The following is a 22019-nucleotide window of genomic DNA, read 5'->3' as shown; positions in this document are numbered from 1 at the left end:
ATTACTCCGCAGCTGCGGTGCGAACACCGAGTTGCACCACGCGGCCACTATCGACCGCCCCCTGCATGCGCCCCAGATCACGTGAAACCAGTCGCATCACCTGCGCGGCAATATCAGCCACTTCCGCGCGACACGCCACAGTCTGGCGCGAGAGCGCATTATAGATCACGACCGCCGGAATGGCTGTGACAAGGCCAATGGCCGTCGCCAGAAGTGCTTCCGCAATACCCGGCGCCACAACGGCGAGACTGGTCGCCTTGGTGGCGGCGATGCCGGTAAAGGACGTCATGATGCCCCAGACAGTGCCGAACAGCCCGACGAACGGGGCGATCGCGCCAATGGTCGCCAGCAGGCCGGTGCCACGCATCAGACGACGGGACTCTGCAGCCTCCAGACGCTCCAGGCTCAACACGATGCGTTCCTTTATCCCTTCGCTATCCCACGCAATATCCTGAGAGGCATGGCGCTCATCCCGAGCCGCAGCAATCATTGTCTGGGCGACACCATCGCAGCGCGCCTCATCCGTCTGATCCAGAGAGTTGCTCATCTCCAGAGCATCTTTGGCCTTTTCAAGACGGCGACGTGCAAGTGTGAACTCAACCGTTTTGGCCAACGCGACTGTCCACGTGAGGATGCAACCTACGAACAGGAGAATCATCACACTCCGGACCACAGGACCGGCGTTGAGAAACATCTCCCAAGGAGAAAAAGGAATACCGCTCACAACACATCTCCCGTGCCCGACATGATGCAGATCATTTCCGCATCGAAAAAGAAACCTGAAATATTCATGTTTTTTCAAATCCTTGTAGACGGCTTTCGGCTTCCATAAGAACCGAAACCAACAAAGGATGAACCGCCTTGCCATCCAGAAGGGTCTTCACAGCGCGGACGACATCCTCAAAACCGCAAGCCAGAGACTTCCTGAACCAGAAAGCGGAATTTCCTATATCGTCGTTCTCAAGGTACAGACGGGCAAGATTCAGAAATCCCCAGCAGTCTCCTGCTTCCGCCGCTGCTCGAAAAAACGCCCATGCGCCTTCCACATCAGGCATGCCGACAACACCTTCTTCGTGCAGAAGACCCAGCATATTCAGGGCTTTCAGCACACCATTCCGGGCGGCCTGCACGTAAAGCGTATAGGAAAAAACAACATTTTTTTCGACGCCTTCACCACGGAGATGCAGGTCGGCAAGGTTGAACATTGCCCAGCCACTTCCTGCTTCTGCCGCAGCCGCGAAATAACGGGCGGCCAAAATTGCGTTGCGCCTGACCCCCCACCCGCGCTCATAGGCACGACCAACCATATTGATCGCCTCTGCAGAGCCTCCCCGAGCAGCGGATTCAAAAAAAGAAAAAGCCCTCTCCGAATCACCATGATTCAGGCAGATCTGCCCCAGCACCAGAAGCGCTGAGGTGGATCGTGAGGTGTCCTTAAAGGACATGTCGTCAGAATGTGAGGCCGACATTGCCGATGAAGCTCCGTCCGGGAGCCGGGACAACACGGCTGGACGAAAATGCCGAAGCATAGTTCAGGTGATCGGTCAGGTTGTTGGCGTTGAACGATACCCGGTAATGCTTGACCTCCCAGGAGATCATTCCGTTGAGCGAGAAGGTGTACGGAATGCGCGCCGTGTTGGTGACATCCGGACCGGCCCAGTAACCCGAGGCATACTGTGCACCGCCAGCAATCTTCAGCTGCCCCCAACCGGGATTGAGCACGTAATCCTGTAGATCGAACGAGGTCCACACCGAAAAGTTGTTGTGTGAAACCTGCGGCGCTTCGTTTCCTTTGGCAGTGGCACTGTTGGTAACCTTGCCATCCATGTAGGAATAAGTGCCGTAAATGTTCCAGTTCTTCGTGATCTTTCCGGTCAGGCTGACTTCAACACCCCGAACGCGCCGTCCACTTCCCTGATCGGCAAAGCCCGTGACCATGTCGCCATTTGCGTCATAGTAGAAAGAGTTGTTTTCGTTGATCTGGAAGAACGCCAGCGTTGCACCCAGACGCTTGTGGAAGAAGTCCGCCTTGCTGCCGAATTCGAACAGATCACTCCGCTGCGGCTTGAAATCCTTCGAGTTCGACACAGTTTCTCCTGTGTTACCCGAAAGTGTGACCATGGAAGAAACATCCGTTCCGGTTGGCTTGTAGGAACGCGAGAAGGTGAAATAGAACGATGCCATCTCTACAGGGGAATAAACGATACTTCCCGAAGGACTCCAGCGGTCGGCAGACTGCGACTGACGCTGCTGACCATCGCCAGCGACATACGTGCTGTTGAAATGATCCCAGCGCGCCGTTCCGAACAGGCTGAGCTGCTTGGTCAGCTGAATACGATCCGAGAAGAACAGTCCCACATCTGTCGCATCAGCATTTCTGTAGCCTGATTTTGGAAATGTCACATATCCACCACCGCTGGAATGGGTCGGATTGCGAATGGTCTGATTGGCAACACGGTTATACCAGGTGCCGTAATAGCGGTCGTCGTCTTCATAGTTGACGTCCACACCAGCTTTAATTTCGTGTTTGACGCTTCCAGTATGGAAGTGGAAGTTGCCCATCAGGATATTCTGCGCGCCCCATCCTTTCTGGTCGTAAGCCGCACCTCCACCCGCGCCATAGGAGAGCGCCGGATTTCCTCCTGACATAAACTGCGAAACACATGCAGCCGTCGAGCAGGCGTTCGGGGTCGTCGCAGTATATTCACGCTCATATTTGGTCAGACGTGTATCGTTCGTCAGCGTGAACCATGGCGTAATCTCGGACTTCAGAGAAGACGTCAGATTGTGAATATCCGAGTTGTCACGGTCAAAGGAACGGACGTAACTCGTGTTGCGGTTCAGACCATGACTCGTGATCGGACGGGAAATGCCATCCGCCATCTTCAGCATCGGCACACCGTAGTCAGGCACGTTATCGCTGTGCATCCATTGCCAGTTCAGATGCCAGGATGTCTTGCTGCGCAGACCGACACCAAGATCGACCGCCGTGCCGTAACGATTAGATTCAACCAGTTCACGACCAGCGACACCTGCACGATTATACAGGCCGTTTACGCGCAGCGCGATGTCATCATTGATCTGGTAATTGACGTCGGCATTACCGCGATAAAGCGACGCACTGCCGAAAGCCTGATCGTAGCTATAGGAATTTCCGGCATGGGCATGCTTCAGAGACTGATTGATGATGCCACCGACATTACCTGCACCAAAATATTCGCCGGATGGCCCCTTGATGACCTGAACGCTCTCGATATTGAACATATCGCGCGTATAGGTGCCGAAATCCTTCAGACCGTCCGTATACATGTCGCCACGCGCCTGAAGGCCACGGATACGGAACTGATCACCGTTCAGGCCACCATTGCCCTCACCCGTCGAAAGCGTGATGCCCGGAACGTTCGCCAGCGCCTGATCGAGAGTATAGGCGCGCTGTTCCTTGATGATTTCCTGTGGAATGACAGTAATGCTCTGCGGTGTATCGCGCACGGAAGTCGGCATGCGAGCAATGCCCAGCACTGTGCTGTTCGTATTGCCTGCGGCGATCCCGGGATCGGTATTTCCCTGCACTTTCAGGGTCGGCAGCGCAATGGAAGTATCAGTCTCACTGGAACCTGACGTTCCGGTCGTCTGCGCCTGCGCCTGCTCTCCTCCAATACCTGCCGTCACGCCAAGGGCGACAGCAAGACTGACCCTTGGTGCCCGAGAAACCGATCTAATCGACTGATTCATCTTGTACTCCTGACGCGGGACACGACCAATCCCACGCATTGAAACCAATCTAACGAATGACGGCTCTCCCTACATGCAATCGCAAATGAGTCGCAATAACTATTTAAGGAAAAGGTTTTCTCTCCTTTTCCGCATTATGTCTTTTTATGTAAGAAATTATATAAATCCTTATATTTCAGCCCATTCGCGAACGAGGTTATGATACGTCGCCGTTAAACCAAGTACCGCACTGTGATCATCCGGCAACAGTTTTCTGATCTCGATGATCGACTGGTCGAAATTATAGAGAAGTGTTCTTTGCGTATCGCTTTTCACCATCGACTGGCTCCAGAAAAACGATGCCCACCGACTGCCACGTGTGACAGGCGCAACACTATGCAGGCTGGTTGCAGGATAAAGGATGAGATCGCCAGCGGGCAGCTTCACTTCATGCGCACCGTATGTATCTTCAATGATCAGTTCTCCACCGTCATAATCTTCCGGCTCACTCAGAAAAAGCGTGGATGAAACATCGGTCCGGATACGAAATCCTGTTCCTGGCAAAGGGCGAATGGCATTATCGACATGCGCCCGGAATTCCATTCCCGCATCGTATCGGTTGAATAGCGGCGGGAAAACACGCAGGGGCAACGCTGCGGATGTAAAAGTGGGATTGCGCCCAAGCGCACGGAGAACGATCTCTCCCAGTTCCTTTGAAAGCTCGGACTCATGAGGAATCTGGAGATTGTATTTTGCCTTTGCAGACTGCTGTCCTGCCGTGACCTTTCCGTCCACCCATTCGGATTCCGTCAGTTTATTCCGGCAATAAACGACTTCTTCGGCAGTCAGAACATTGGGTACATGCACCAGCATAGCAAGAACGCCCATAAATGGAGGGGATAGCAACGTTACTGTATGTAGAAAATAAGAGTTATTCGCAACAGAGGCTCGCGCGAAAAGCAGGACGCCCCCTTACTCCACACCGTGAACGGCATCCCGCTCACGGTGTTCGATGAAGTCTTTTACCAGACGAAAGCAGGAACGCTCGCAACCGGGGCCAGCCCCGCGCCATCAGCCTCTTCCTGAGCCAGAGCGGGGTCGTCCTTCAGACCTTCACCGTGTATGCCTGCCAGCACCCACAGCGCATCCACACCCACCGAAGAAGCACCGCGGATATCGGTAGCCAGCGCGTCTCCCACAGCCAGAATTTTCGGCTTCGGCACATCAAGGATTTCCAGCACCGGCTCATAGACCGGAGGAAATGGTTTGCCGATCCAGTAAACGATGCCGCCTTTCTGCTCATAATCCTTCGCAAGCAGACCAGCACAGATAAGCCGCTGTCCGGCCCGCATCACTTCCATATCCGGGTTGGCGCAGATCATGGGCAGATTTCGCGCGGCACACGCCTCCAGCAGCCCCAGATAAGGCTCGAGGTCTGTATGACCGCGCTCCTCATTAGGGCCGGTATTGAGGACGAACGTTGCCTCAGCCGGGTCTGTGACGAGAGTCACGCCCAGCCCCTCAAACAGGGAGAGGTCATGCTGGCCACCAATATGAAACACCCGGTCACCCAGCGTTGTCACCCAAGGCCATGCCTTGGCGACTGAAGGATCCGTGCAGCCCGCCAGCACACGCCATGTCACCTCACCACTCGTGATGACACCATCATACAGCGATGAATCCACGCCCATCGACTGCAACTGCCCACGCACGACCGCAGCAGGACGCGGGGCGTTGGACAGCATGACAATCCGCTTTCCCTTCTCCTTCAGGGTGCGGAGGCACTCCACCACACCGGGAAAGGGACGCACACCGTTATGGACCGTTCCCCACAGATCGACGATGAAACCGTCATAACGATCAGCCAGCGGCGCGATCCCCTGAAGAACTTCGATTTTCCGATTGCTCACAGGTCTGCCCCCTTCAGGTCCGCGATGGTTTCCACACCCTGTTCCCGCAGGATTGTCAGAACCTCTCGCTTCAGTCGGCCAACCAACGCCGGCCCTTCATAAACAAAGGAGGTATAGATCTGCACCAGATCCGCCCCGGCACGGATACGGGCCACCACATCTGCGCCTGTTTCGATACCGCCGCAGCCAACCAGCGCCAGCCGTCCATTCACCAGACGCGCAACCTCCCGCAGCATGGTGAGTGAACGGTCTTTCAGCGGACGACCGGACAGACCTCCCGCTTCACTGGCAAACCGGCTTCTGAGTGTAGCTGGCCGCGCGAGAGTCGTATTGCTGACAATTAGCCCCTGCGCTCCACCGGCTACAGCCGCCTCCACAATCGGACCGATTTCATCCTCTGCAAGATCAGGAGCCAGCTTGATGAGCAAGGGCGGCCGCTCTTCGTGCGCCGCCGAAATGGCGGATAGCAGGCCAGTCAGCCGCTCCGCCCCCTGCAACGAACGCAGCCCCGGCGTATTCGGCGATGAGAGATTCAGCACAACATAATCAGCATAATGCTTCACGCGGCGAATCAGATCAGGATAGTCCTTTTCCGGATTGGCCCCCGTCTTGTTAATGCCGAGGTTCGCCCCCACCGGCACGCCAGCCCGAAATCCCTTCCCACGATGCAGACGCGCCAGCCTCACGGCAAAACGGTCGATACCGTCGTTATTGAAACCCATCCGATTGATGATCGCGCGATCTTCATCCAGCCGGAACAGCCGCGGCTTCGAGTTTCCTCGCTGAGGCCGGGGCGTCACCGTCCCTGCCTCCACAAATCCGAACCCAAGCTGCGCCAAGGGGCGGATCACCCGTCCATTCTTGTCGAACCCGGCCGCAATGCCGATCGGGTTGGGAAAACGCATGCCCAGCGTACGCACGGCCAAGGCAGGATCATCCTTCGGACGAACGGCCGGCACACTGACGCCAAGTTCCAGCGCATCGATGGCCAGCGTATGGGCGCGCTCCGGGTCCAGCTTGCGGACGAGCGGAAGAAAGGGAGAAATCAGAATATCGGTCAGGTCTGTCATGGGGCGGATGCTGCCCGAACGCCGGGTTTCTGAAAAGACCCGAGGAGTAGACTACTCCTCGCTATGCTCCGACCACGCCTAAGTTGCGGTTCACTTCCAAATAGATAGAAACGAGACCATGCATCATCAGAAGACGATCAAGACATTATAATGTGTCGGAGATTTTTGAGAAATATGCGATGGATGGAAGTGTTTATTCCATCAAACTCCAGTTTTCCTGATGAAAACTGGAGCGGGCGATGGGATTCGAACCCACGACCCCAACCTTGGCAAGGTTGTGCTCTACCCCTGAGCTACGCCCGCATCGTTTGCGTGGGCGGATGTTTAGAGCAGAGTTTCAATGCGCGCAAGTCTTTTGGAACATAATTTTCAGAAAAATTTCCTCCCGCTAATGCGGAAGGTCCACGCGCATTGAAAACCCCATAAACAAGTATGGATCAGCGCCTTACAGCACGACTGCGGGAGACTGGAATGTCGAACGAAGCGACTTGATCGAACGTCCTTCCGCTTCTTCATAAAGGGTGAATTCGTCGATCACCTCGCTGCCAAGTGCCGCAACAAACATCTCGTGGTTGGCATGCGCGCCGTAGCTTTTCTGTTCCTGACCACCGAGATTGGACTGGAAAATCCCCGCCGCGCTGACCGGAAGAAAATCCTCGTAAATAATTGGCGTTGCAACCGCATAGCCTTTGTCCACCAGTTCATTGGCGGACATTTCAATCATCTCTCTGGTGGGGACGACATCAGCAGCAAGGCTGTACCGGAAAAAGCCCAGCCCCTCACGACGCAGACCTTCCCATGTATCGGGGAACGCCCGGAAGGCCTCCTTCAGACGGGCACCATAATCCTTCGCTGTCGAACCGGCGCCTTCATGCTCACGCACCGAAGCCAGCAACTGGTCATAGAGCGCCCGACCTTTCCGGGTGAGGGCGATGCCCCGCTGCTCAATCTCGCCGAAACGGGCCGTATGGGTGCCCGGCGCTTCATTCTCACCCTGCGACACGAAGTAGATCGGCTCTTCCAGCGCCTTGAAGCTCGTCTGCCGCAGCAGGACCGGGCAGGTGCGCGTCGGCGGCCCTTCGATCACATCTTTCGGGACGATACCGCGCTCCGGCATTTCTTTCTGAACACGATCGATATCGAGCGTCCGCGGCGTGAGATGATTGATATGCGGTCCCCGGAAAGAAACGATATCGGCGATCAGGCGGTGTGCGTTAGCCAGACGACCATAGGTCTCGGCATCGACAGCGGCACGGGCATGCCAGCGAAATGTCTCCAGCGCTTCCGCGACAAAAAGATCCGCCCCCTCAGAGTTCAGCCCCCCTTCCCGTTCGCACTGCTCGATCAGCTTCAGTGCGCCCGGCGTGAAAATCTGTCGTTTTTCCAGAATGGCCGTTACCGTGGCGCGAAGATCCGCATCAGCAATCAGGTCGATCCGCAGCAGGGACGTGAAAATCCGGAACGGGTTGAATGTCAGGCTTTCATCACTGATCGGGCGGAAGGCTGTAGAGTGGACAGGCATACCCGCGACCGAAAGATCGTAATACCCCACCGGAAACATGCCCATGATGGCGAAAAGACGCCGCATGGTGGCCAGTTCCTCAGCCTTGCCCAGCCTGATCGCGCCATGACGCTCCAGGCTGATGCGCTCCAGTTCTCCCTGCCGGTCCAGTTCGTCCCGCAGGGTGGGATTGGCTTTCAGCACACTGGCATTCACATCTGCGACGAGATCGAGAAGCACGCCGTATTGAGGGACTTCTTTCCGATACATGTCCGACATGGCCGATGAAAATCGCGCACGAATCTCATCCGGACTCACAAAATTCAAACGGCTCATGATTTTGTCTCCAGAAGCAAGGGCATCAAAGTGCCGGAACTCTATCGCTACCGATCAGGCCCGTAAATCAATAACAGACCGTATCGTTTCTCTCTGACTGAGGAACGCAATGCAAACCCGTCTCCAGCGCACGTATCTTGCGATGAAGGGTCGAACGGCTGATCCCCAGCAACCGCGCCGCAGGGGCCACCTTGCCGCCTGACATGGCTAGAGCGCCTTCAATCACGCTGCGTTCCGCTTCCTGAAAATCCGGAACACCCCGGCGATGCGTGCTGAGATCAAAGCAGATATTCCTGTCTCCCGCACCAATTCCCAGCATCTGCCGCGCCGCGAATGTAGCCCCCACCACTACACGGGACTCATCCAGCGCGACCATCGGCAGAGAAATATCATTGCTTTCATCCAGCAGGACGACCGTGCGGGAACGGTAGGCCTCCAGAAAACTACGGCGCTCGATACGCCGTGCCGCATCGACCAACACCGCTTCCATCATGATCGCCACCCGCCCTTCCGGGTCCGGACGCGTGGAACTCGCGTCGAGCGCTCCGGCAATCTGGCCGTCAGGACCATAAAAAGGCACGGCGGAGCAGGTCAGATAGCGCAGACCGACGCGCCAGTGCTGATCCATGTGAACGGTGATGGGACGCCCTTCCACAAGGCAGGTGCCGATTCCATTTGTGCCAATGGATGTCTCGGCCCAGCAGGCACCCGGCCATAAATGCCAGCGCCGGTCACCTCTCTCGTGAGGCGTTTCACCACGACGGGCAAGAACGATGCTGTCCCGATCCGCCAGCAGCGTCATGTAGTCCAATGTCGAGACAATCCCGTGCAGACGTTCGATCTCGGATTCCGCGATCTTCATCAGTGATCCCATGCGGGCACGCGCCTGTCTCACTTCCGCGCCGCAGAGTAGTTCCATTGCCTCCCTGCCACCCGGTGGAATGGCATGGACCGTCGCGCAGCGATTCCAGGAAGCACGCAGTCTTTCAGGCAACATTGCAAAACGGTCATCTGAGACAACGATAGATTCGCTCATGACGTGTGACCTCCTGTCCCGCGAAGAGAAGATGAACATCTGTCGTAAGAACGCGACACTCCACATCCGTCTGCGTCACGTACGCGTGAAGGAGACACGAACATCCTTACGACATGGCATGCAGGATCGCTTTGCTGCCTTCCACAGCGCGTCTTTCGCGCGAACAGGGAAGACAGAGAAATATCATGCAGATTTCGAGAGAGATCCTGATACGCTCCTACCGCTCCATGCGGACGATCCGTGACTTTGAAGAGCGGCTGCATATCGAATTCGCCACAGGCGATATTCCGGGCTTCGTTCACCTCTACTGTGGAGAGGAAGCCTCAGGTGTTGGCGTCTGCGCCCATCTGAACGACACGGACACCATCGCCAGCACCCATCGCGGGCATGGTCACTGCATTGCAAAAGGCGTGCAGGTAGATGGCATGATGGCGGAAATCTATGGCCGCCAGACTGGTGTCTGCCGCGGCAAGGGAGGATCAATGCATATCGCCGACCTCTCGCTGGGTATGCTGGGCGCGAACGGCATCGTCGGCGGCGGACCACCGCTCATTTGTGGCGCGGCCCTTTCCCACAAACTGCTGAAAGACAATGGCGTGGCCGTGGCATTTTACGGCGATGGCGCTTCGAACGAGGGCAGCACGCTGGAAAGCCTCAACCTCGCGACAGTGTGGCATCTCCCTGCGGTGTTCGTTGTCGAAGACAATGGCTATGGCGAGGCGACGGGCGCATCCTATGCCTGTGCGGGGAGCCAGAAGGACCGTGCGGCCGGCTTCGGCATGCCTTACCTCGAATGCGATGGAACGGACTTCTTCTCGGTCCACGAAGCCGCGGGAGAAGCCATCAGCCATGCCCGGTCCGGAAAAGGTCCGGTCATGCTGCATGTTCATCTTTCCCGCTGGTACGGTCACTTCGAAGGTGACGCGATGACCTACCGCAAGGAAGGGGAAGTTGCGAAAGAACGCGCCGAACGCGACTGCCTTGTCAATTTCCGGAAAAAGGTAACGGAAATCAGCCTGCTTGAAGAAGCAGCCCTCGATGAGATCGATGCAGCCGTCAAAAGCGAAATCGACGCTGCCGTCATTGCCGCCAAGAAGGCGCCCGTTCCGGAAGAAAGCGATCTTCTGCGCGATGTCTATGTTTCTTACTGACGCCCGCTGAAAAGGAAAAACAAAATGAGTAAAAAGAGTTTTCGGCAGGCCATCAATGAAGCGCTCCGGCAGGAAATGCGCCGTGATCCCCGCGTCATCATCATGGGCGAGGATGTCGCAGGCGGGCGAGGCGGCACATCAGGCGTTAAGGACGCATGGGGCGGCGTTCTGGGTGTCACCAAAGGACTGCTCACCGAATTTGGCGAGGACCGGGTGCTGGACACCCCCATAAGCGAAGCCTCTTATATCGGCGCAGCGGCAGGGGCCGCGGCGACCGGCCTGCGTCCCGTCGCGGAACTGATGTTCGTCGATTTCGTCGGCTGTTGTCTCGATCAGATCATGAATCAGGCTGCCAAGTTCCGCTACATGTTTGGCGGTAAGGCCCGTACGCCGCTCGTCATCCGGGCGATGTATGGCGCGGGTTTCAACGCGGCGGCGCAGCACAGTCAGGCGCTCTACCCGCTCTTCACCCATATTCCGGGTCTGAAAGTCGTCGTGCCTTCCTCGCCCTACGAAGCCAAGGGACTCCTGATCGAAGCGATCCGCGATGATGATCCTGTGATCTTCCTTGAAAACAAGGTCATGTATGACGAGGAAGAAGACGTTCCCGATGAATCCTATACCATTCCATTCGGCGAGGCGAACCTCACACGGGAAGGAGACGATGTAACGATTGTGGCCTTCGGGCGCATGATCAATTTCGCCAATCAGGCGGCCGATCGACTGGAAAAGGACGGCATTTCCTGCACCGTGATCGATCCCCGCACGACATCTCCGCTGGATACTGGCACCATTCTGGACTGCGTGACGGACACGGGCCGTCTGGTCATCGTCGATGAATCCAGCCCGCGCTGTAATCTGGCGACAGATGTGGCCGCTCTCGTCGCGGAAGAGGCATTCGATGCCCTGAAAGCCCCCATCCGCCGCGTGGTACCCCCGCACACACCCGTGCCGTTCGCGACTGTTCTTGAAAATCTTTATCTGCCCAGCGTGGAAAAAATAGAAGCGGCTGTTCGTGCGGTTGCCGCCTATCGCGTGAAAGAGGAAGTCTGACCGATGAGCGAAACCATCACCCCCATCACGATGCCGAAATTCGGTCTGGCCATGACGGAAGGCAAACTGGCCAGCTGGAGCGTTCCTCCCGGGGCGGAAGTGAAGACCGGCGACGAAATTGCCGATATAGAAACAAGCAAGATCACGAACGGCTATGAAAGCCCGGCCGCTGGTGTGCTGCGTCGACAGCTCGCGCCGGAAGGGGAAACCTTGCCGGTGGGTGCGCTGATCGGCGTGCTTGCCGATCCCGCCGTGCCCGACAGCGACATTGATGCCTTCATTGCCCGTTTCAATGAAACATTTTCATCCGATACAGACAATGAAAGCGAACATGCAGAACCAGTTCGCAAGGCAGTGTCGGTAGGAGACCTGACGATTTCCGTTCAGGAAAGCGGCACCGAGCATGAGGGCACGCCCGTTCTGCTGATCCACGGCTTTGGTGGTGATCTGACAAACTGGATGCTGACACAGCCAGGATTGGGAGAAACACATCGCGTGATCGCGCTTGATCTTCCCGGTCATGGTGAATCCACCAAGAAGGTAGGGGATGGAAGTCCCGCCACATTTGCCAGCACCATCGCCGCCCTCACGAAGGAACTCGGTGTTTCCAGGGCGCATATTGTCGGCCATTCGCTGGGAGGCGCCATCGCCCTCGAACTGGCAAAAGCAGAGCCTGATCTGGTCGCTTCCCTGACCCTGATTGCACCTGCCGGTCTGGGGCAGGACATCAACATGGACTTCATCAATGGCTTCATAGAGGCGGACCGCCGCAAGACACTTGAGCCGGTCCTACAACATCTTGTCCATGAGAAATCCCTGATTTCCCGCAAGATGGTCGAAGACATCATCCGCTACAAGCGGCTGGATGGGGTTGTGCCGGACCTGAAAACCATTGCGGAAACATGCTTTCATGATGGAAAGCAGGCCTTCCCGCTTCGCCCGGTTCTGGACGCGTTCAGTGGGCCAGTGCAGGTGCTGTGGGGCGAGAACGATGAAATACTCTCGGGGACGGGCGCAGATAGCCTGCCAGCGACCGTAAGCGTGATCCGCTATCCCGATACGGGGCATATGCCGCAGCTCGAAAAAGCCTCTGAAGTCACCAGCGCCATCAGCACATTTATCGAAAAGGCCGCTCACTGAATCCATCCCTGAGCGGAACCTTGCTGGATGTTTTCCGTTCGTTTTCCTGTGATGTCTGAAACAATGCAGGGAAACGAACTCATGGCGCTTACCATTCCACCGCAGAGTCAGGACCATCAGCCGGGTGTGGAAGGCAAGATGAAGCCTCATGCCGAACACATCCGCCCAGACTACAAAGGCAGCGGCAAACTCGCCGGCAAGAAAACACTGATTACAGGTGGGGATAGCGGAATCGGTCGTGCGGCAGCGCTCCATTTTGCCCGCGAGGGTGCCGATGTCGCCATCGTTTATCTCGAAGAACATGAAGATGCGAAAGAGACGGCCCGACTGATCGAGAAAGAGGGTCGCAAGGCCGTTCTCATCGCAGGCGACGTGGCTTCCAGCGCCTTCTGCAACGAAGCCGTCGAAAAAGCGGTTGCGGAACTGGGCGGGCTGGATGTGATCGTCAACAATGCCAGCGTGCAGTATGTCAGCAGTGACCTCACCGACATCACGGATGAGCTCTGGCAGCGGCACATGAACGTCAACATCAACGGGTATTTCTATATCGCCCGCGCTGCGCTGAAACATCTCAAGGCTGGCGCCTCAATCATCTCCACATCGTCCGTCAACGCTTTTGCCGGAAACAAATCCCTCGTGGCCTACACGACAACAAAGGCCGCCGAGATGGGTCTGACGCGTGCGCTGGCGCTCCAGCTTGCGGACAAGAAAATTCGTGTGAACGCCGTCGCACCAGGTCCGATCTGGACACCGCTCCAACCCGCGAGCTGGGGACCGATCGATCCGCAGGCCGTGGCCGATCTAGGCAAGGATACACCCATGGGCCGCATTGGTGAGCCGCATGAACTGGGTGCGGCCTACGTTTATCTGGCCAGCGAGGATTCCAGCTATGTCACCGGCCAGACCCTGCATGTAAACGGGGGCATGATCATCAATGGCTGAGATGCTGTCGTCCCTGATGGTGCCCGTCTCAAGCTGGCTCCGCAGCAGTGTGCACCGTCGCTGGCTGGATCATCAGGGATTACGGCTTCTTGGCTTCTCCCAGTCCGCACGTATGCAGACCGGTTTCGGCCCCCTCGACAACGAGGGACACCTCATCGAAGACGCGAAACCGGATACGACGCTTACAGCGCGGATGACACATTCCTATGCCATCGCGGGCATGAGAGGCATTCCCGGCAGCCTGTCTCTTGCCGACCACGGTGTAGCGGCTCTGCGCGGCGATTTGCGTGATGCAGAGCATGGCGGCTGGTGGGCCGGTCGTCCCGCAGATCTGTCCTCCGCCGAGGAACGACGGAAGCAGAACTATCTGCATGCGTTCGTTGTCCTCGCCGCATCCTCGGCGACGGTCGCCCATATTCCCGGCGCGCATGAGCTTCTGAATGAAGCAGCCGCTCTCTGGGAAAGCCGCTTCTGGAGCGAAGAAGAAGGCGTGTTTCGGGAAAGTTTTTCTCCTGACTGGAGCGGGGAGGAAAACTATCGTGGGGCGAACTCGAACATGCATTCGGTGGAAGCCTGCATGGCCGTGGCTGATGTACTGGATGCCCCCATCTGGCGCACGCGGGCGCTTCGGGTGATCGAACGTTTCATTCACCAACTCGCCCGTGAGAATGACTATGCGGTGCGGGAACATTTCGATCGCGACTGGAACTATCTCGGCGACTACAACCGCGACAAGCCGACAGACGACCTCCGTCCCTTCGGTCTGACGCCCGGACATTTCGTCGAATGGTCACACCTGCTTCTCAAACTGGAAGCGGCTCTGTTGCGTCATGAAGGCAGCGCGCCCTCATGGCTGCTGACGGATTCCATCGGCCTGTTCAACGCTGGCATGAAAGCCGGATGGAACCGGGATGGAACGGAAGGACTGCTTTATACCGTCGACAACGCCCTTGAGCCGGTTGTGCACAACAAACCGCACTGGTGTCAGGCCGAAGCTCTGACCGCGGCGGCGGCGCTTCTCAAGCGCACCGGCCATACGGATTATGAAAAATGGTATCGCCGGATCTGGGACTTCATCGCCCTGAATATGATCGATCGGAGAGAGGGGGGCTGGCTACAGGAGCTGGACGCCGCAAACCGCCCGTCGGAAGTGGTCTATGCCGGGAAAGCGGATCTCTACCACGCGTGGCAGTCGACGCTGAATCCGCTCCTTCCGCTCTCCCCAAGTTTTGCGATAGCGGTGCGTGAACTGGACAGCTGACGCATCGTCCTCATGATGCGTCAGCCTGTGTCTGAAGTCTCAGTAAGGCAGCCAGTTTTTTTCGCCGCTATGCGCACAGGCCTTGTCGCCCACGCTCATGCGCGCTGCCTTCAGCGTGTTGCGCAACAGACAGGCAATAGTCATCGGGCCAACGCCACCGGGAACAGGCGTGATGCGTCCGGCAATGGGCGCCACTTCATCGAACGCAACATCCCCGACCAGCTTCGTCTTGCCTTTTTCCGTGGCCACGCGGGTGATGCCCACGTCGATCACTGTCGCGCCCGGCTTGACCCAGTCGCGTTTCACCAGCCCGTTCTTCCCCGTGGCTACGACAAGAATATCGGCCCACCGCGCCAGCTTCGCCGGCTCCTTTGTGTCGATATGACCGATGGAGACCGTGCAGCCCTCGTTCAGCAGCAGCTGCGCCATCGGTTTACCCACCAGATTGGACGCGCCGATGACGGTCGCATTCAGCCCGCGCAGATCACCGAGTTCGGACTTGAGCAGCATCAGGCAGCCAAGAGGGGTGCAGGGAATGATACCCGGCAGGCCGACGCTCAGGCGACCGGCGTTGACTTCGCCAAGCCCGTCCACGTCCTTGTTCGGCGTGATGGCGTTAGTGACGCGATGCGGGTCAATGTGTTTCGGCAGGGGCAGCTGCACGAGAATACCGTGAATCTCCGGGTCGGCGTTCAGACGCTCGATCAGCTTCAGCAGGGCGGATTCGGAAGTCGTCTCGGGCAGCATGTGCATGAAGGAGCGCATCCCGACACGATGGGTCTCCAGCGCCTTGTTGCGGACATACACCTCGCTTGCCGGGTCATTGCCCACCAGAACCACGGCCAGACCGGGCGTGATGCCATGCTTTTCATGGAAGGCCGTCACTTCCTGCGCCGTCTGCTCGCGAAGCTTTCGCGCAAACGCCTTGCCGTCGATCAGCTTCGCACCGGCTGTTTCAGAAGATTTCGGCTCGGACATTAGGCTTGGCCTTCCTCAAATGCTAGAATAGAGCGGTCGTATCAGTCAGGCAGGAGGCGACATGGAACAGACAACTCACACACCGCCGCACAACGACACGCTGTCCGCTGACGACACTGGAGCGCAGCCTATACGCACGAACTTCATGAGCGACAATGTAGGACCGGCCAGTCCGGAAATTCTTGCCGCCATCGCGGAGGCCAATGTGGGGGCCGCGCCTGCCCACGGCGACGACGCCTGGACGGCCCGGCTGGAAGCCCGCGTTGCGGAAGTTTTCGAAGCGGACGTCAAGGTTTTCCCGGTCGCAACCGGGACGGCGGCCAACGGGCTGGCACTCTCGGCGCTGTCACCACCGTGGGGCGCCATCCTGTGTGACGAAAGCGCGCATATCTTTGGACGCGAGTGCGGCGCGCCGGAATTTTTCACCAGCGGTGCAAAGCTCTGCCCCATCCCCTCGCCTGACGGGCGCATGCAGCCGGACATGCTGGCGCGCACGATCGCGGATGTGCAGGCTGGCGGTCGTCGGCTGAGCCGTCCGGCGGCGCTCAGTCTTTCGCAGGCCACAGAGTGGGGCACCGTCTACAGTCTGGAACAGATTGTCGAACTGACCACACTCGCGAGTGATGCCGGCATGACCGTGCACATGGATGGCGCGCGCTTCGGCAATGCGCTGGCGCATCTTGGCTGCTCCCCCGCCGACGCCACATGGCGGGCGGGCGTCGATATTCTTTCGCTGGGTGCGACCAAGAGCGGTGCGCTGGCCGCCGAACTGGTGGTGATGTTCGATACGCATCTGGCTGAGGATATGGAGCGTCGCATCAAGCGCGCTGGGCATCTGTGGTCGAAACAGCGGTTCCTGAGCGCCCAGCTTCTGGCGTGGTTCGAGAACGACCTGTGGCTGCACAACGCACGGCAGGCCAACGAGATGGCGGGGCGTCTGGCGCGTGGTCTTCTGCGCCACCCCGGGGCGACATTGCCGTTCGAAACGCAGGCGAACGAGGTGTTCGCCATTCTGCCCGAGCTTCTGGTGCAGGGGCTGGAGGCCGCGGGCTTCGTGTTCCTCCGCCGTACCGCGCCTCCGGGTGTGGAGGGCACACTCGTCCGCTTCGTGACGGGTTATGATGTGCAGCCCGCCGATGTGGATGCGCTTCTGACGGCGCTCTCCGGAATCGAATGAGAGCATGACGACGGAGCCGACACTGCCCGAGGGGGAGTGTGACAAGAAATCCGCCGGTTTCAGCGCGTGGCTGGAACCAAGGCTGCCTGTAGGCCGGTTTCTGTCAGAGTCGTTCGGGCGTTTTCCGATGCCCCGTTCGGCCAACGGTCTCTGGACAGTGGGCGCCATGCTGACGGCGGTGCTCGTGCTGATGCTGCTGTCCGGGCTGGTGCTGGCGATGAACTATACCGCGACGGCAGCAGATGCTTTCGCCTCCGTCGAGGCCATCGAACGTCGCCTCCCGTCAGGCTGGCTGCTCCGGTCGATGCACATGGCGGGGGCAAGCCTGTTCCTCGGCGCGCTCTATGTTCATCTGTTTCGTGGTCTCTATTACGGCTCTTATAAGCAGCCGCGTGAAATGGTCTGGCTGTTCGGCGTTCTGCTTCTGACAATGACGATGGTGGCAGCCTTTGCTGGCTATGTCCTGCCGTGGGGCCAGATGTCCTATTGGGGGGCGGACATTGCAGGCAAAGCCATTGCTTCGATCCCCGCTATCGGTCCCTATCTGGAGCGCGTCTTTCTCGGGGGCGACAGCCCCGGCAGCAACACGCTTCACCATCTCTTTGTGCTGCATTTCCTCATGGCGCTTGCCATTCCGGTCGTTGTGGCCGTGCATGTGGTGACAGTGCATATCGCCGGTTCAGGCAACCCGAGCGGGATTGATCCTGACCCGAAGGGCACCCTCCCCTTCCAGCCCTATTTCGCCATCCGGGATGCGTGCGGCGTGGCTGTTTTCGCCATTCTTCTGGTGACGGCCATGTTCTTCCTGCCTGACCTTCTGACCGAAGCCGAGAATTACCGTCCCGCCAATCCGCTGCACACGCCGACGCACATTGAGCCGGAATGGTATTTCCTGCCGTTCTTCGGCATTCTGCAGGCCATTCCGTTCAAGTTCGGCGGCCTTGTCGCCTCGATCGGTGCCGTCGTGGTGCTGTTCTTCGTGCCTTGGCTGGACACGTCGCCGGTGCGATCCGTGCGTCAACGGCCGTTCTGGCGCATTGCAATGTTCGCTCTCGTCGCAGCGTTCATTCTGCTCGGATATGCGGGAAAGCAGCATATGGATGGACCATGGCTGCTGATCGCCCGTTGCGCCACGCTGTATTATTTCCTCCATTTTCTCGTGCTCATGCCCCTGTTATCGCGGCATGAAAAAACGGCTCTGAAAGACGCATCGTGAAGGCGTGGCTTTTCTCTCTGCCGGTCGCGGCTCTGCTTCTTGCTCCCCAGCCCATGCAAGCCGCCCCACCGGAGCACGATCCCGCGCCGCCGCAGAAATGGAGCTTTCAGGGACCGCTAGGCAGTTTCGATCTCGGTGCCGTCCAGCGTGGCTATCTGGTTTACGAGCAGGTCTGCTCCGCATGCCACGGCATGAAGGAAGTGCATTTCAGCGATCTTGGGGACATGGGTCTCGAACCGGAAGATGTGCAAGCCCTTGCCGCCAATTACGAAATCCGGGATGGCACTGATATCAGTGGAGCCCCCCGATATCGTCATGGTCTCCCGGACGATGCTTTTCCCACGCCCGTCAAACCCGCCGGCGTATCAAGAGGGGTTGTGCCACCAGACCTGTCCCGTCAGGGCGTGGTCTATCCCGGCGGTCCGGATCGTATCCTCGCCCTGCTGACCGGCTATACCGCTCCCCCCAAAGGTTTCAGGGAGCAGGAGGGGCTGTTCTACAACAGGTTCGCTCTATCCCGTAAAACCGCGATGAGACCTCCGCTTCATGGAAATGACGTGCGCTATCCGGACGGCACGCCCGCCACAATGGGGCAGGAAGCGCGCGACGTGACCACCTTTCTGGCATGGGTGGCACAGCCACACCTTGCAGAGCGTCACAGAACCGGTGTGCGCGTGCTGGTCTATCTGTTATGCGTCACCATCCTTCTTTTTATCCTGAAACGGAGAATCTGGTCCCATGTCAAATAGTTCCGCTCCTGCGGTCCAACCGGTTATCGGCATCATCGGCGGCTCGGGGCTGTATGACATCGCCGGGCTGGAGAACAAGGAATGGCGCCGGATCGACACGCCGTGGGGCGCTCCTTCCGACGAACTGCTGTTCGGCACGCTGAATGGCGTTCGCTGCGTGTTTCTGCCGCGTCACGGTCGTGGGCACCCCATTCCACCGTCTCGCCTGAACTACCGCGCCAACATCGCGGCGATGAAGATTGCCGGCGTGACGGACATCATCTCGCTGTCTGCCGTCGGCTCACTCCGCGAAGATCTGCCACCGGGCATGTTCGTGATCGTCGATCAGTTCATCGACCGCAGCTTTGCCCGTGAAAAAAGCTTCTTCGACACGGGCTGTGTGGCGCATGTGTCCGTCGCCGATCCGGTGTGCCCGCGTATCGGAGGCGTTGCGGAAGAGAAGCTCAAGGAACTGAAGATTCCTTACAAACGCGGCGGCACCTATCTGGTGATGGAAGGCCCGCAGTTCTCCACGCGGGCCGAAAGCGAGCTTTATCGTAGCTGGCACTGCTCGGTCATCGGCATGACCAACATGCCGGAAGCCAAGCTCGCCCGTGAAGCCGAGATCTGCTACGCGACCGTCGCGATGGTGACCGATTATGACTGCTGGCATCAGGATCATGACAGCGTGACGGTTGATGCGGTCGTGAAGGTGATGCAGCAGAACGCCGAACACGCGCGCTCACTGGTCAAGGCGATGATTCCGACGCTCGGCAAACCACGCGGCCTCTGTCCGGCAGGCTGTGACCGCGCCCTTGAACATGCCATCATCACGGCACCCGACCGCCGCGAACCCGGCCTGCTTTCCCGTCTGGAAGTCATCGCGGGCCGCGTGCTGAGCGGCCACTGATTCCATCAGGCTGGTAAGGGGGGAGCGGTGGCTCTCCCCGGTGATGACGGGAGAGCACGATTCCGCGCTTCGAAAGCTGAAGGACGGTCCCAGTCATAAATCCCTGACTCAGATACATTTTCCGAAATCGCGTTTCCGGCAAGGCATCTCGCGCTTGCTTTTGTTCTTATTTTGTTCCAAAAGAGAACAGACGCGAACGATTCCTTAACGCGATATTATTCCCGGAATTCCAAGACAATCCGGCCCAGAGCGTTCAACAGGAAGCGATATTCGAACAAAAGCGGAACGGTGTAAATTCCCGTGCCGCGCATTGCGGGAAGGGGCAGGCTTGTGACAGACTCGTCAAGCAGTGTGACCAGTATGCCGGAAGCACCGCCGCTGTTTGCTCTTTTCGGGCATTCGGCTGGAGAAACCGGGTTTCGAGGGATGGAAATGGACAAGACAAAAGCTCTCGAAGGAGCGCTCAGCCAGATCGAGCGCGCTTTCGGCAAAGGATCGATCATGCGGCTGGGGCAACGCCCCAAGGAAGAGGCCGATTCGATCTCCACAGGCTCCCTCGGGCTCGACATCGCATTGGGCATTGGTGGTCTGCCGCGTGGTCGTATTGTCGAAATCTACGGACCTGAAAGCTCGGGCAAGACAACACTTGCGCTGCATGCGATTGCCGAAGCGCAGAAAACCGGCGGCACCTGTGCGTTCATCGACGCCGAGCACGCGCTTGACCCCGGTTATGCCCGCAAGCTGGGCGTGGATGTGGACAATCTGCTGATCAGCCAGCCGGATGCAGGTGAACAGGCTCTGGAAATTGCCGACACGCTGGTGCGTTCTGGCGCCATCGACGTGCTGGTCGTGGACAGTGTCGCGGCCCTCGTTCCGCGTGCGGAACTGGAAGGCGATATGGGCGACAGCCACGTCGGCCTGCATGCCCGTCTGATGAGTCAGGCGCTCCGTAAGCTGACGGGCACTGTCGCGCGCTCCAACACGCTTTTGATCTTCCTGAACCAGATTCGTCTGAAAATCGGCGTGATGTTCGGCAACCCTGAAACCACCACGGGTGGCAATGCGCTGAAGTTCTACGCTTCCGTCCGTCTGGACATTCGCCGCATCGGTTCGATCAAGGACAAGGATGAGGTGGTGGGCAACCAGACTCGCGTGAAAGTGGTGAAGAACAAGATGGCCCCGCCATTCCGGCAGGTCGAATTCGACATTGTTTATGGCGAAGGCATCAGCAAGATGGGCGAGCTGATCGATCTTGGCGTAAAGGCTGGCATTGTCGAGAAATCCGGCGCTTGGTTCTCCTATGACAGCCAGCGTGTTGGCCAGGGACGTGAGAACGCCAAGACCTTCCTACGGGAACACCCGGAAATGGCGGCTCAGATCGAACACCGCATCCGGGAACAGGCTGGCGTGGTTGCCGAAGCCATGATGGACGGCCCGGACGAAAGCGACGCCTGAGCAACCATTCTAACTATGCGACAGTTTGCTGTTGGGCATGGCTTTTCAGTCATGGCCAACGGCGTTTACTTATCTTTATTCATCAAGCCCATCCGAGTGATGTGAATGGGTTTGCCTGTTGCGTCCGTAGCTTCTTCCTCCCCTCATGGATTAGCCTGAGAGAAAGAGGTAGCAGCCTGCCCCCCCTTGTTTGTCATCCGGAGTCTTCTCTCCAACATCGTCTCAGGATGATGGAAAATGAAGAGGGATCATACTTACTGGGAACCCTAGTAAGTATTGATCTGATCTGCTCCTTATTGATGATCCATCGCATATGGCGATGCTGATTTTACAAAATAGATCTTAAAATCAAGGCAGACTGAGCCACCATCATTCACTTGATTTAAACCTATATACAGCAATAGACTGCAAGACATTCTCATAAATCTGACAATAGAAATAAAT

General features: G+C 57.9%; 19 protein-coding genes and 1 tRNA gene. 10 read left to right on the top strand and 10 right to left on the bottom strand.

All coding sequences use genetic code 11. The features are described from left to right. Nucleotide 1 precedes the first annotated feature (1 nt). The 9 genes from exbB to ABF824_RS07815 form a co-directional block, all read right to left on the bottom strand. On the bottom strand, nucleotides 2–694 hold the full coding sequence (gene exbB / locus ABF824_RS07855; protein WP_415487779.1) for a tonB-system energizer ExbB: 693 nt from the start codon (nucleotides 692–694) through the stop codon (nucleotides 2–4). 94 nt (nucleotides 695–788) lie between these two features. Continuing rightward, nucleotides 789–1445 carry a tetratricopeptide repeat protein gene (locus ABF824_RS07850; protein ID WP_415487777.1) on the bottom strand — a complete coding sequence of 219 codons (657 nt, stop codon included), beginning with the start codon at nucleotides 1443–1445 and terminating at the stop codon, nucleotides 789–791. 4 nt (nucleotides 1446–1449) lie between these two features. After that, on the bottom strand, nucleotides 1450–3732 hold the full coding sequence (locus ABF824_RS07845) for a TonB-dependent receptor (RefSeq protein WP_415487759.1): 2283 nt from the start codon (nucleotides 3730–3732) through the stop codon (nucleotides 1450–1452). Between the two features lie 168 nt (nucleotides 3733–3900). Beyond that, entirely contained in the window at nucleotides 3901–4584 is a 684-nt protein-coding gene (locus tag ABF824_RS07840; protein WP_415487757.1) for a Fe2+-dependent dioxygenase, read from the bottom strand. 149 nt (nucleotides 4585–4733) lie between these two features. Next, nucleotides 4734–5621, bottom strand: a complete 888-nt coding sequence (locus tag ABF824_RS07835; RefSeq protein ID WP_415487755.1) for a TIGR01459 family HAD-type hydrolase — start codon at nucleotides 5619–5621, stop codon at nucleotides 4734–4736. After that, entirely contained in the window at nucleotides 5618–6691 is a 1074-nt protein-coding gene (locus tag ABF824_RS07830) for a quinone-dependent dihydroorotate dehydrogenase (protein WP_415487753.1), read from the bottom strand. The genes ABF824_RS07835 and ABF824_RS07830 overlap by 4 nt, the downstream gene beginning before the upstream one ends. A 228-nt stretch (nucleotides 6692–6919) precedes the next feature. Next, nucleotides 6920–6994 (bottom strand) — tRNA-Gly (locus ABF824_RS07825). Nucleotides 6995–7136: 142 nt separating this feature from the next. Then, nucleotides 7137–8528, bottom strand: coding sequence for a VOC family protein (locus ABF824_RS07820; protein ID WP_415487751.1), 1392 nt, complete (start codon nucleotides 8526–8528; stop codon nucleotides 7137–7139). Nucleotides 8529–8595: 67 nt separating this feature from the next. Continuing rightward, nucleotides 8596–9564: a helix-turn-helix domain-containing protein gene (locus ABF824_RS07815; protein WP_415487749.1), complete on the bottom strand. Its 969-nt coding sequence runs from the start codon at nucleotides 9562–9564 to the stop codon at nucleotides 8596–8598. A gap of 185 nt (nucleotides 9565–9749) precedes the next feature. On the opposite strand from ABF824_RS07815, the gene ABF824_RS07810 reads away from it, so the two are divergent. The 5 genes from ABF824_RS07810 (at nucleotide 9750) to ABF824_RS07790 (ending at nucleotide 15111) form a co-directional block, all read left to right on the top strand. After that, nucleotides 9750–10715 (top strand): thiamine pyrophosphate-dependent dehydrogenase E1 component subunit alpha, encoded by a 966-nt coding sequence (locus ABF824_RS07810; RefSeq protein ID WP_415487747.1) that lies wholly within the window; start codon nucleotides 9750–9752, stop codon nucleotides 10713–10715. 24 nt (nucleotides 10716–10739) lie between these two features. Further along, nucleotides 10740–11768: an alpha-ketoacid dehydrogenase subunit beta gene (locus ABF824_RS07805; RefSeq protein ID WP_415487745.1), complete on the top strand. Its 1029-nt coding sequence runs from the start codon at nucleotides 10740–10742 to the stop codon at nucleotides 11766–11768. A 3-nt stretch (nucleotides 11769–11771) separates the two neighbouring features. Continuing rightward, nucleotides 11772–12908, top strand: coding sequence for an acetoin dehydrogenase dihydrolipoyllysine-residue acetyltransferase subunit (locus tag ABF824_RS07800; protein ID WP_415487743.1), 1137 nt, complete (start codon nucleotides 11772–11774; stop codon nucleotides 12906–12908). Nucleotides 12909–12989: 81 nt separating this feature from the next. Continuing rightward, nucleotides 12990–13850: a glucose 1-dehydrogenase gene (locus ABF824_RS07795; protein WP_415487741.1), complete on the top strand. Its 861-nt coding sequence runs from the start codon at nucleotides 12990–12992 to the stop codon at nucleotides 13848–13850. Then, complete coding sequence (locus ABF824_RS07790; protein WP_415487739.1) at nucleotides 13843–15111, top strand: AGE family epimerase/isomerase; 1269 nt, start codon at nucleotides 13843–13845, stop codon at nucleotides 15109–15111. Before ABF824_RS07795 ends, ABF824_RS07790 begins: the two co-directional genes overlap by 8 nt. 39 nt (nucleotides 15112–15150) lie before the next feature. Here ABF824_RS07790 and folD read toward each other — a convergent pair whose 3' ends face one another. Beyond that, nucleotides 15151–16089, bottom strand: a complete 939-nt coding sequence (gene folD / locus ABF824_RS07785; RefSeq protein WP_415487737.1) for a bifunctional methylenetetrahydrofolate dehydrogenase/methenyltetrahydrofolate cyclohydrolase FolD — start codon at nucleotides 16087–16089, stop codon at nucleotides 15151–15153. A 61-nt stretch (nucleotides 16090–16150) separates the two neighbouring features. Here folD and ABF824_RS07780 point away from each other — a divergent pair, with 61 nt between their 5' ends. From ABF824_RS07780 to recA, 5 genes are all read left to right on the top strand, one after another. After that, nucleotides 16151–17266: a threonine aldolase family protein gene (locus ABF824_RS07780; RefSeq protein WP_415487735.1), complete on the top strand. Its 1116-nt coding sequence runs from the start codon at nucleotides 16151–16153 to the stop codon at nucleotides 17264–17266. A 4-nt stretch (nucleotides 17267–17270) separates the two neighbouring features. Continuing rightward, nucleotides 17271–18482 (top strand): cytochrome b, encoded by a 1212-nt coding sequence (locus ABF824_RS07775; protein WP_415487733.1) that lies wholly within the window; start codon nucleotides 17271–17273, stop codon nucleotides 18480–18482. Continuing rightward, entirely contained in the window at nucleotides 18479–19231 is a 753-nt protein-coding gene (locus ABF824_RS07770; RefSeq protein WP_415487731.1) for a cytochrome c1, read from the top strand. The genes ABF824_RS07775 and ABF824_RS07770 overlap by 4 nt, the downstream gene beginning before the upstream one ends. Beyond that, nucleotides 19221–20120 (top strand): S-methyl-5'-thioadenosine phosphorylase, encoded by a 900-nt coding sequence (locus tag ABF824_RS07765; protein WP_415487729.1) that lies wholly within the window; start codon nucleotides 19221–19223, stop codon nucleotides 20118–20120. Before ABF824_RS07770 ends, ABF824_RS07765 begins: the two co-directional genes overlap by 11 nt. 432 nt (nucleotides 20121–20552) lie before the next feature. Then, nucleotides 20553–21575: a recombinase RecA gene (gene recA / locus ABF824_RS07760; RefSeq protein ID WP_415487775.1), complete on the top strand. Its 1023-nt coding sequence runs from the start codon at nucleotides 20553–20555 to the stop codon at nucleotides 21573–21575. Nucleotides 21576–22019: the final 444 nt, after the last annotated feature.

This window comes from Acetobacter sp., assembly GCF_047721705.1.
In the GTDB taxonomy this organism is placed as follows: domain Bacteria; phylum Pseudomonadota; class Alphaproteobacteria; order Acetobacterales; family Acetobacteraceae; genus Acetobacter.
Note: the sequence above shows the minus strand (reverse complement) of the source record. Positions and strands in the feature narration are given on the sequence as shown.

Coding starts and splice junctions, on each gene's coding strand:
- ABF824_RS07780 (WP_415487735.1), top strand. CDS start 16,151: ATGGAACAGACAACTCACACACCGCCGCACAACGACACGCTGTCCGCT.
- ABF824_RS07810 (WP_415487747.1), top strand. CDS start 9,750: ATGCAGATTTCGAGAGAGATCCTGATACGCTCCTACCGCTCCATGCGG.
- ABF824_RS07790 (WP_415487739.1), top strand. CDS start 13,843: ATGGCTGAGATGCTGTCGTCCCTGATGGTGCCCGTCTCAAGCTGGCTC.
- ABF824_RS07775 (WP_415487733.1), top strand. CDS start 17,271: ATGACGACGGAGCCGACACTGCCCGAGGGGGAGTGTGACAAGAAATCC.
- recA (WP_415487775.1), top strand. CDS start 20,553: ATGGACAAGACAAAAGCTCTCGAAGGAGCGCTCAGCCAGATCGAGCGC.
- ABF824_RS07805 (WP_415487745.1), top strand. CDS start 10,740: ATGAGTAAAAAGAGTTTTCGGCAGGCCATCAATGAAGCGCTCCGGCAG.
- ABF824_RS07840 (WP_415487757.1), bottom strand. CDS start 4,584: ATGCTGGTGCATGTACCCAATGTTCTGACTGCCGAAGAAGTCGTTTAT.
- exbB (WP_415487779.1), bottom strand. CDS start 694: ATGTTTCTCAACGCCGGTCCTGTGGTCCGGAGTGTGATGATTCTCCTG.
- folD (WP_415487737.1), bottom strand. CDS start 16,089: ATGTCCGAGCCGAAATCTTCTGAAACAGCCGGTGCGAAGCTGATCGAC.
- ABF824_RS07820 (WP_415487751.1), bottom strand. CDS start 8,528: ATGAGCCGTTTGAATTTTGTGAGTCCGGATGAGATTCGTGCGCGATTT.
- ABF824_RS07795 (WP_415487741.1), top strand. CDS start 12,990: ATGGCGCTTACCATTCCACCGCAGAGTCAGGACCATCAGCCGGGTGTG.
- ABF824_RS07845 (WP_415487759.1), bottom strand. CDS start 3,732: ATGAATCAGTCGATTAGATCGGTTTCTCGGGCACCAAGGGTCAGTCTT.
- ABF824_RS07765 (WP_415487729.1), top strand. CDS start 19,221: ATGTCAAATAGTTCCGCTCCTGCGGTCCAACCGGTTATCGGCATCATC.
- ABF824_RS07815 (WP_415487749.1), bottom strand. CDS start 9,564: ATGAGCGAATCTATCGTTGTCTCAGATGACCGTTTTGCAATGTTGCCT.
- ABF824_RS07830 (WP_415487753.1), bottom strand. CDS start 6,691: ATGACAGACCTGACCGATATTCTGATTTCTCCCTTTCTTCCGCTCGTC.
- ABF824_RS07800 (WP_415487743.1), top strand. CDS start 11,772: ATGAGCGAAACCATCACCCCCATCACGATGCCGAAATTCGGTCTGGCC.
- ABF824_RS07850 (WP_415487777.1), bottom strand. CDS start 1,445: ATGTCCTTTAAGGACACCTCACGATCCACCTCAGCGCTTCTGGTGCTG.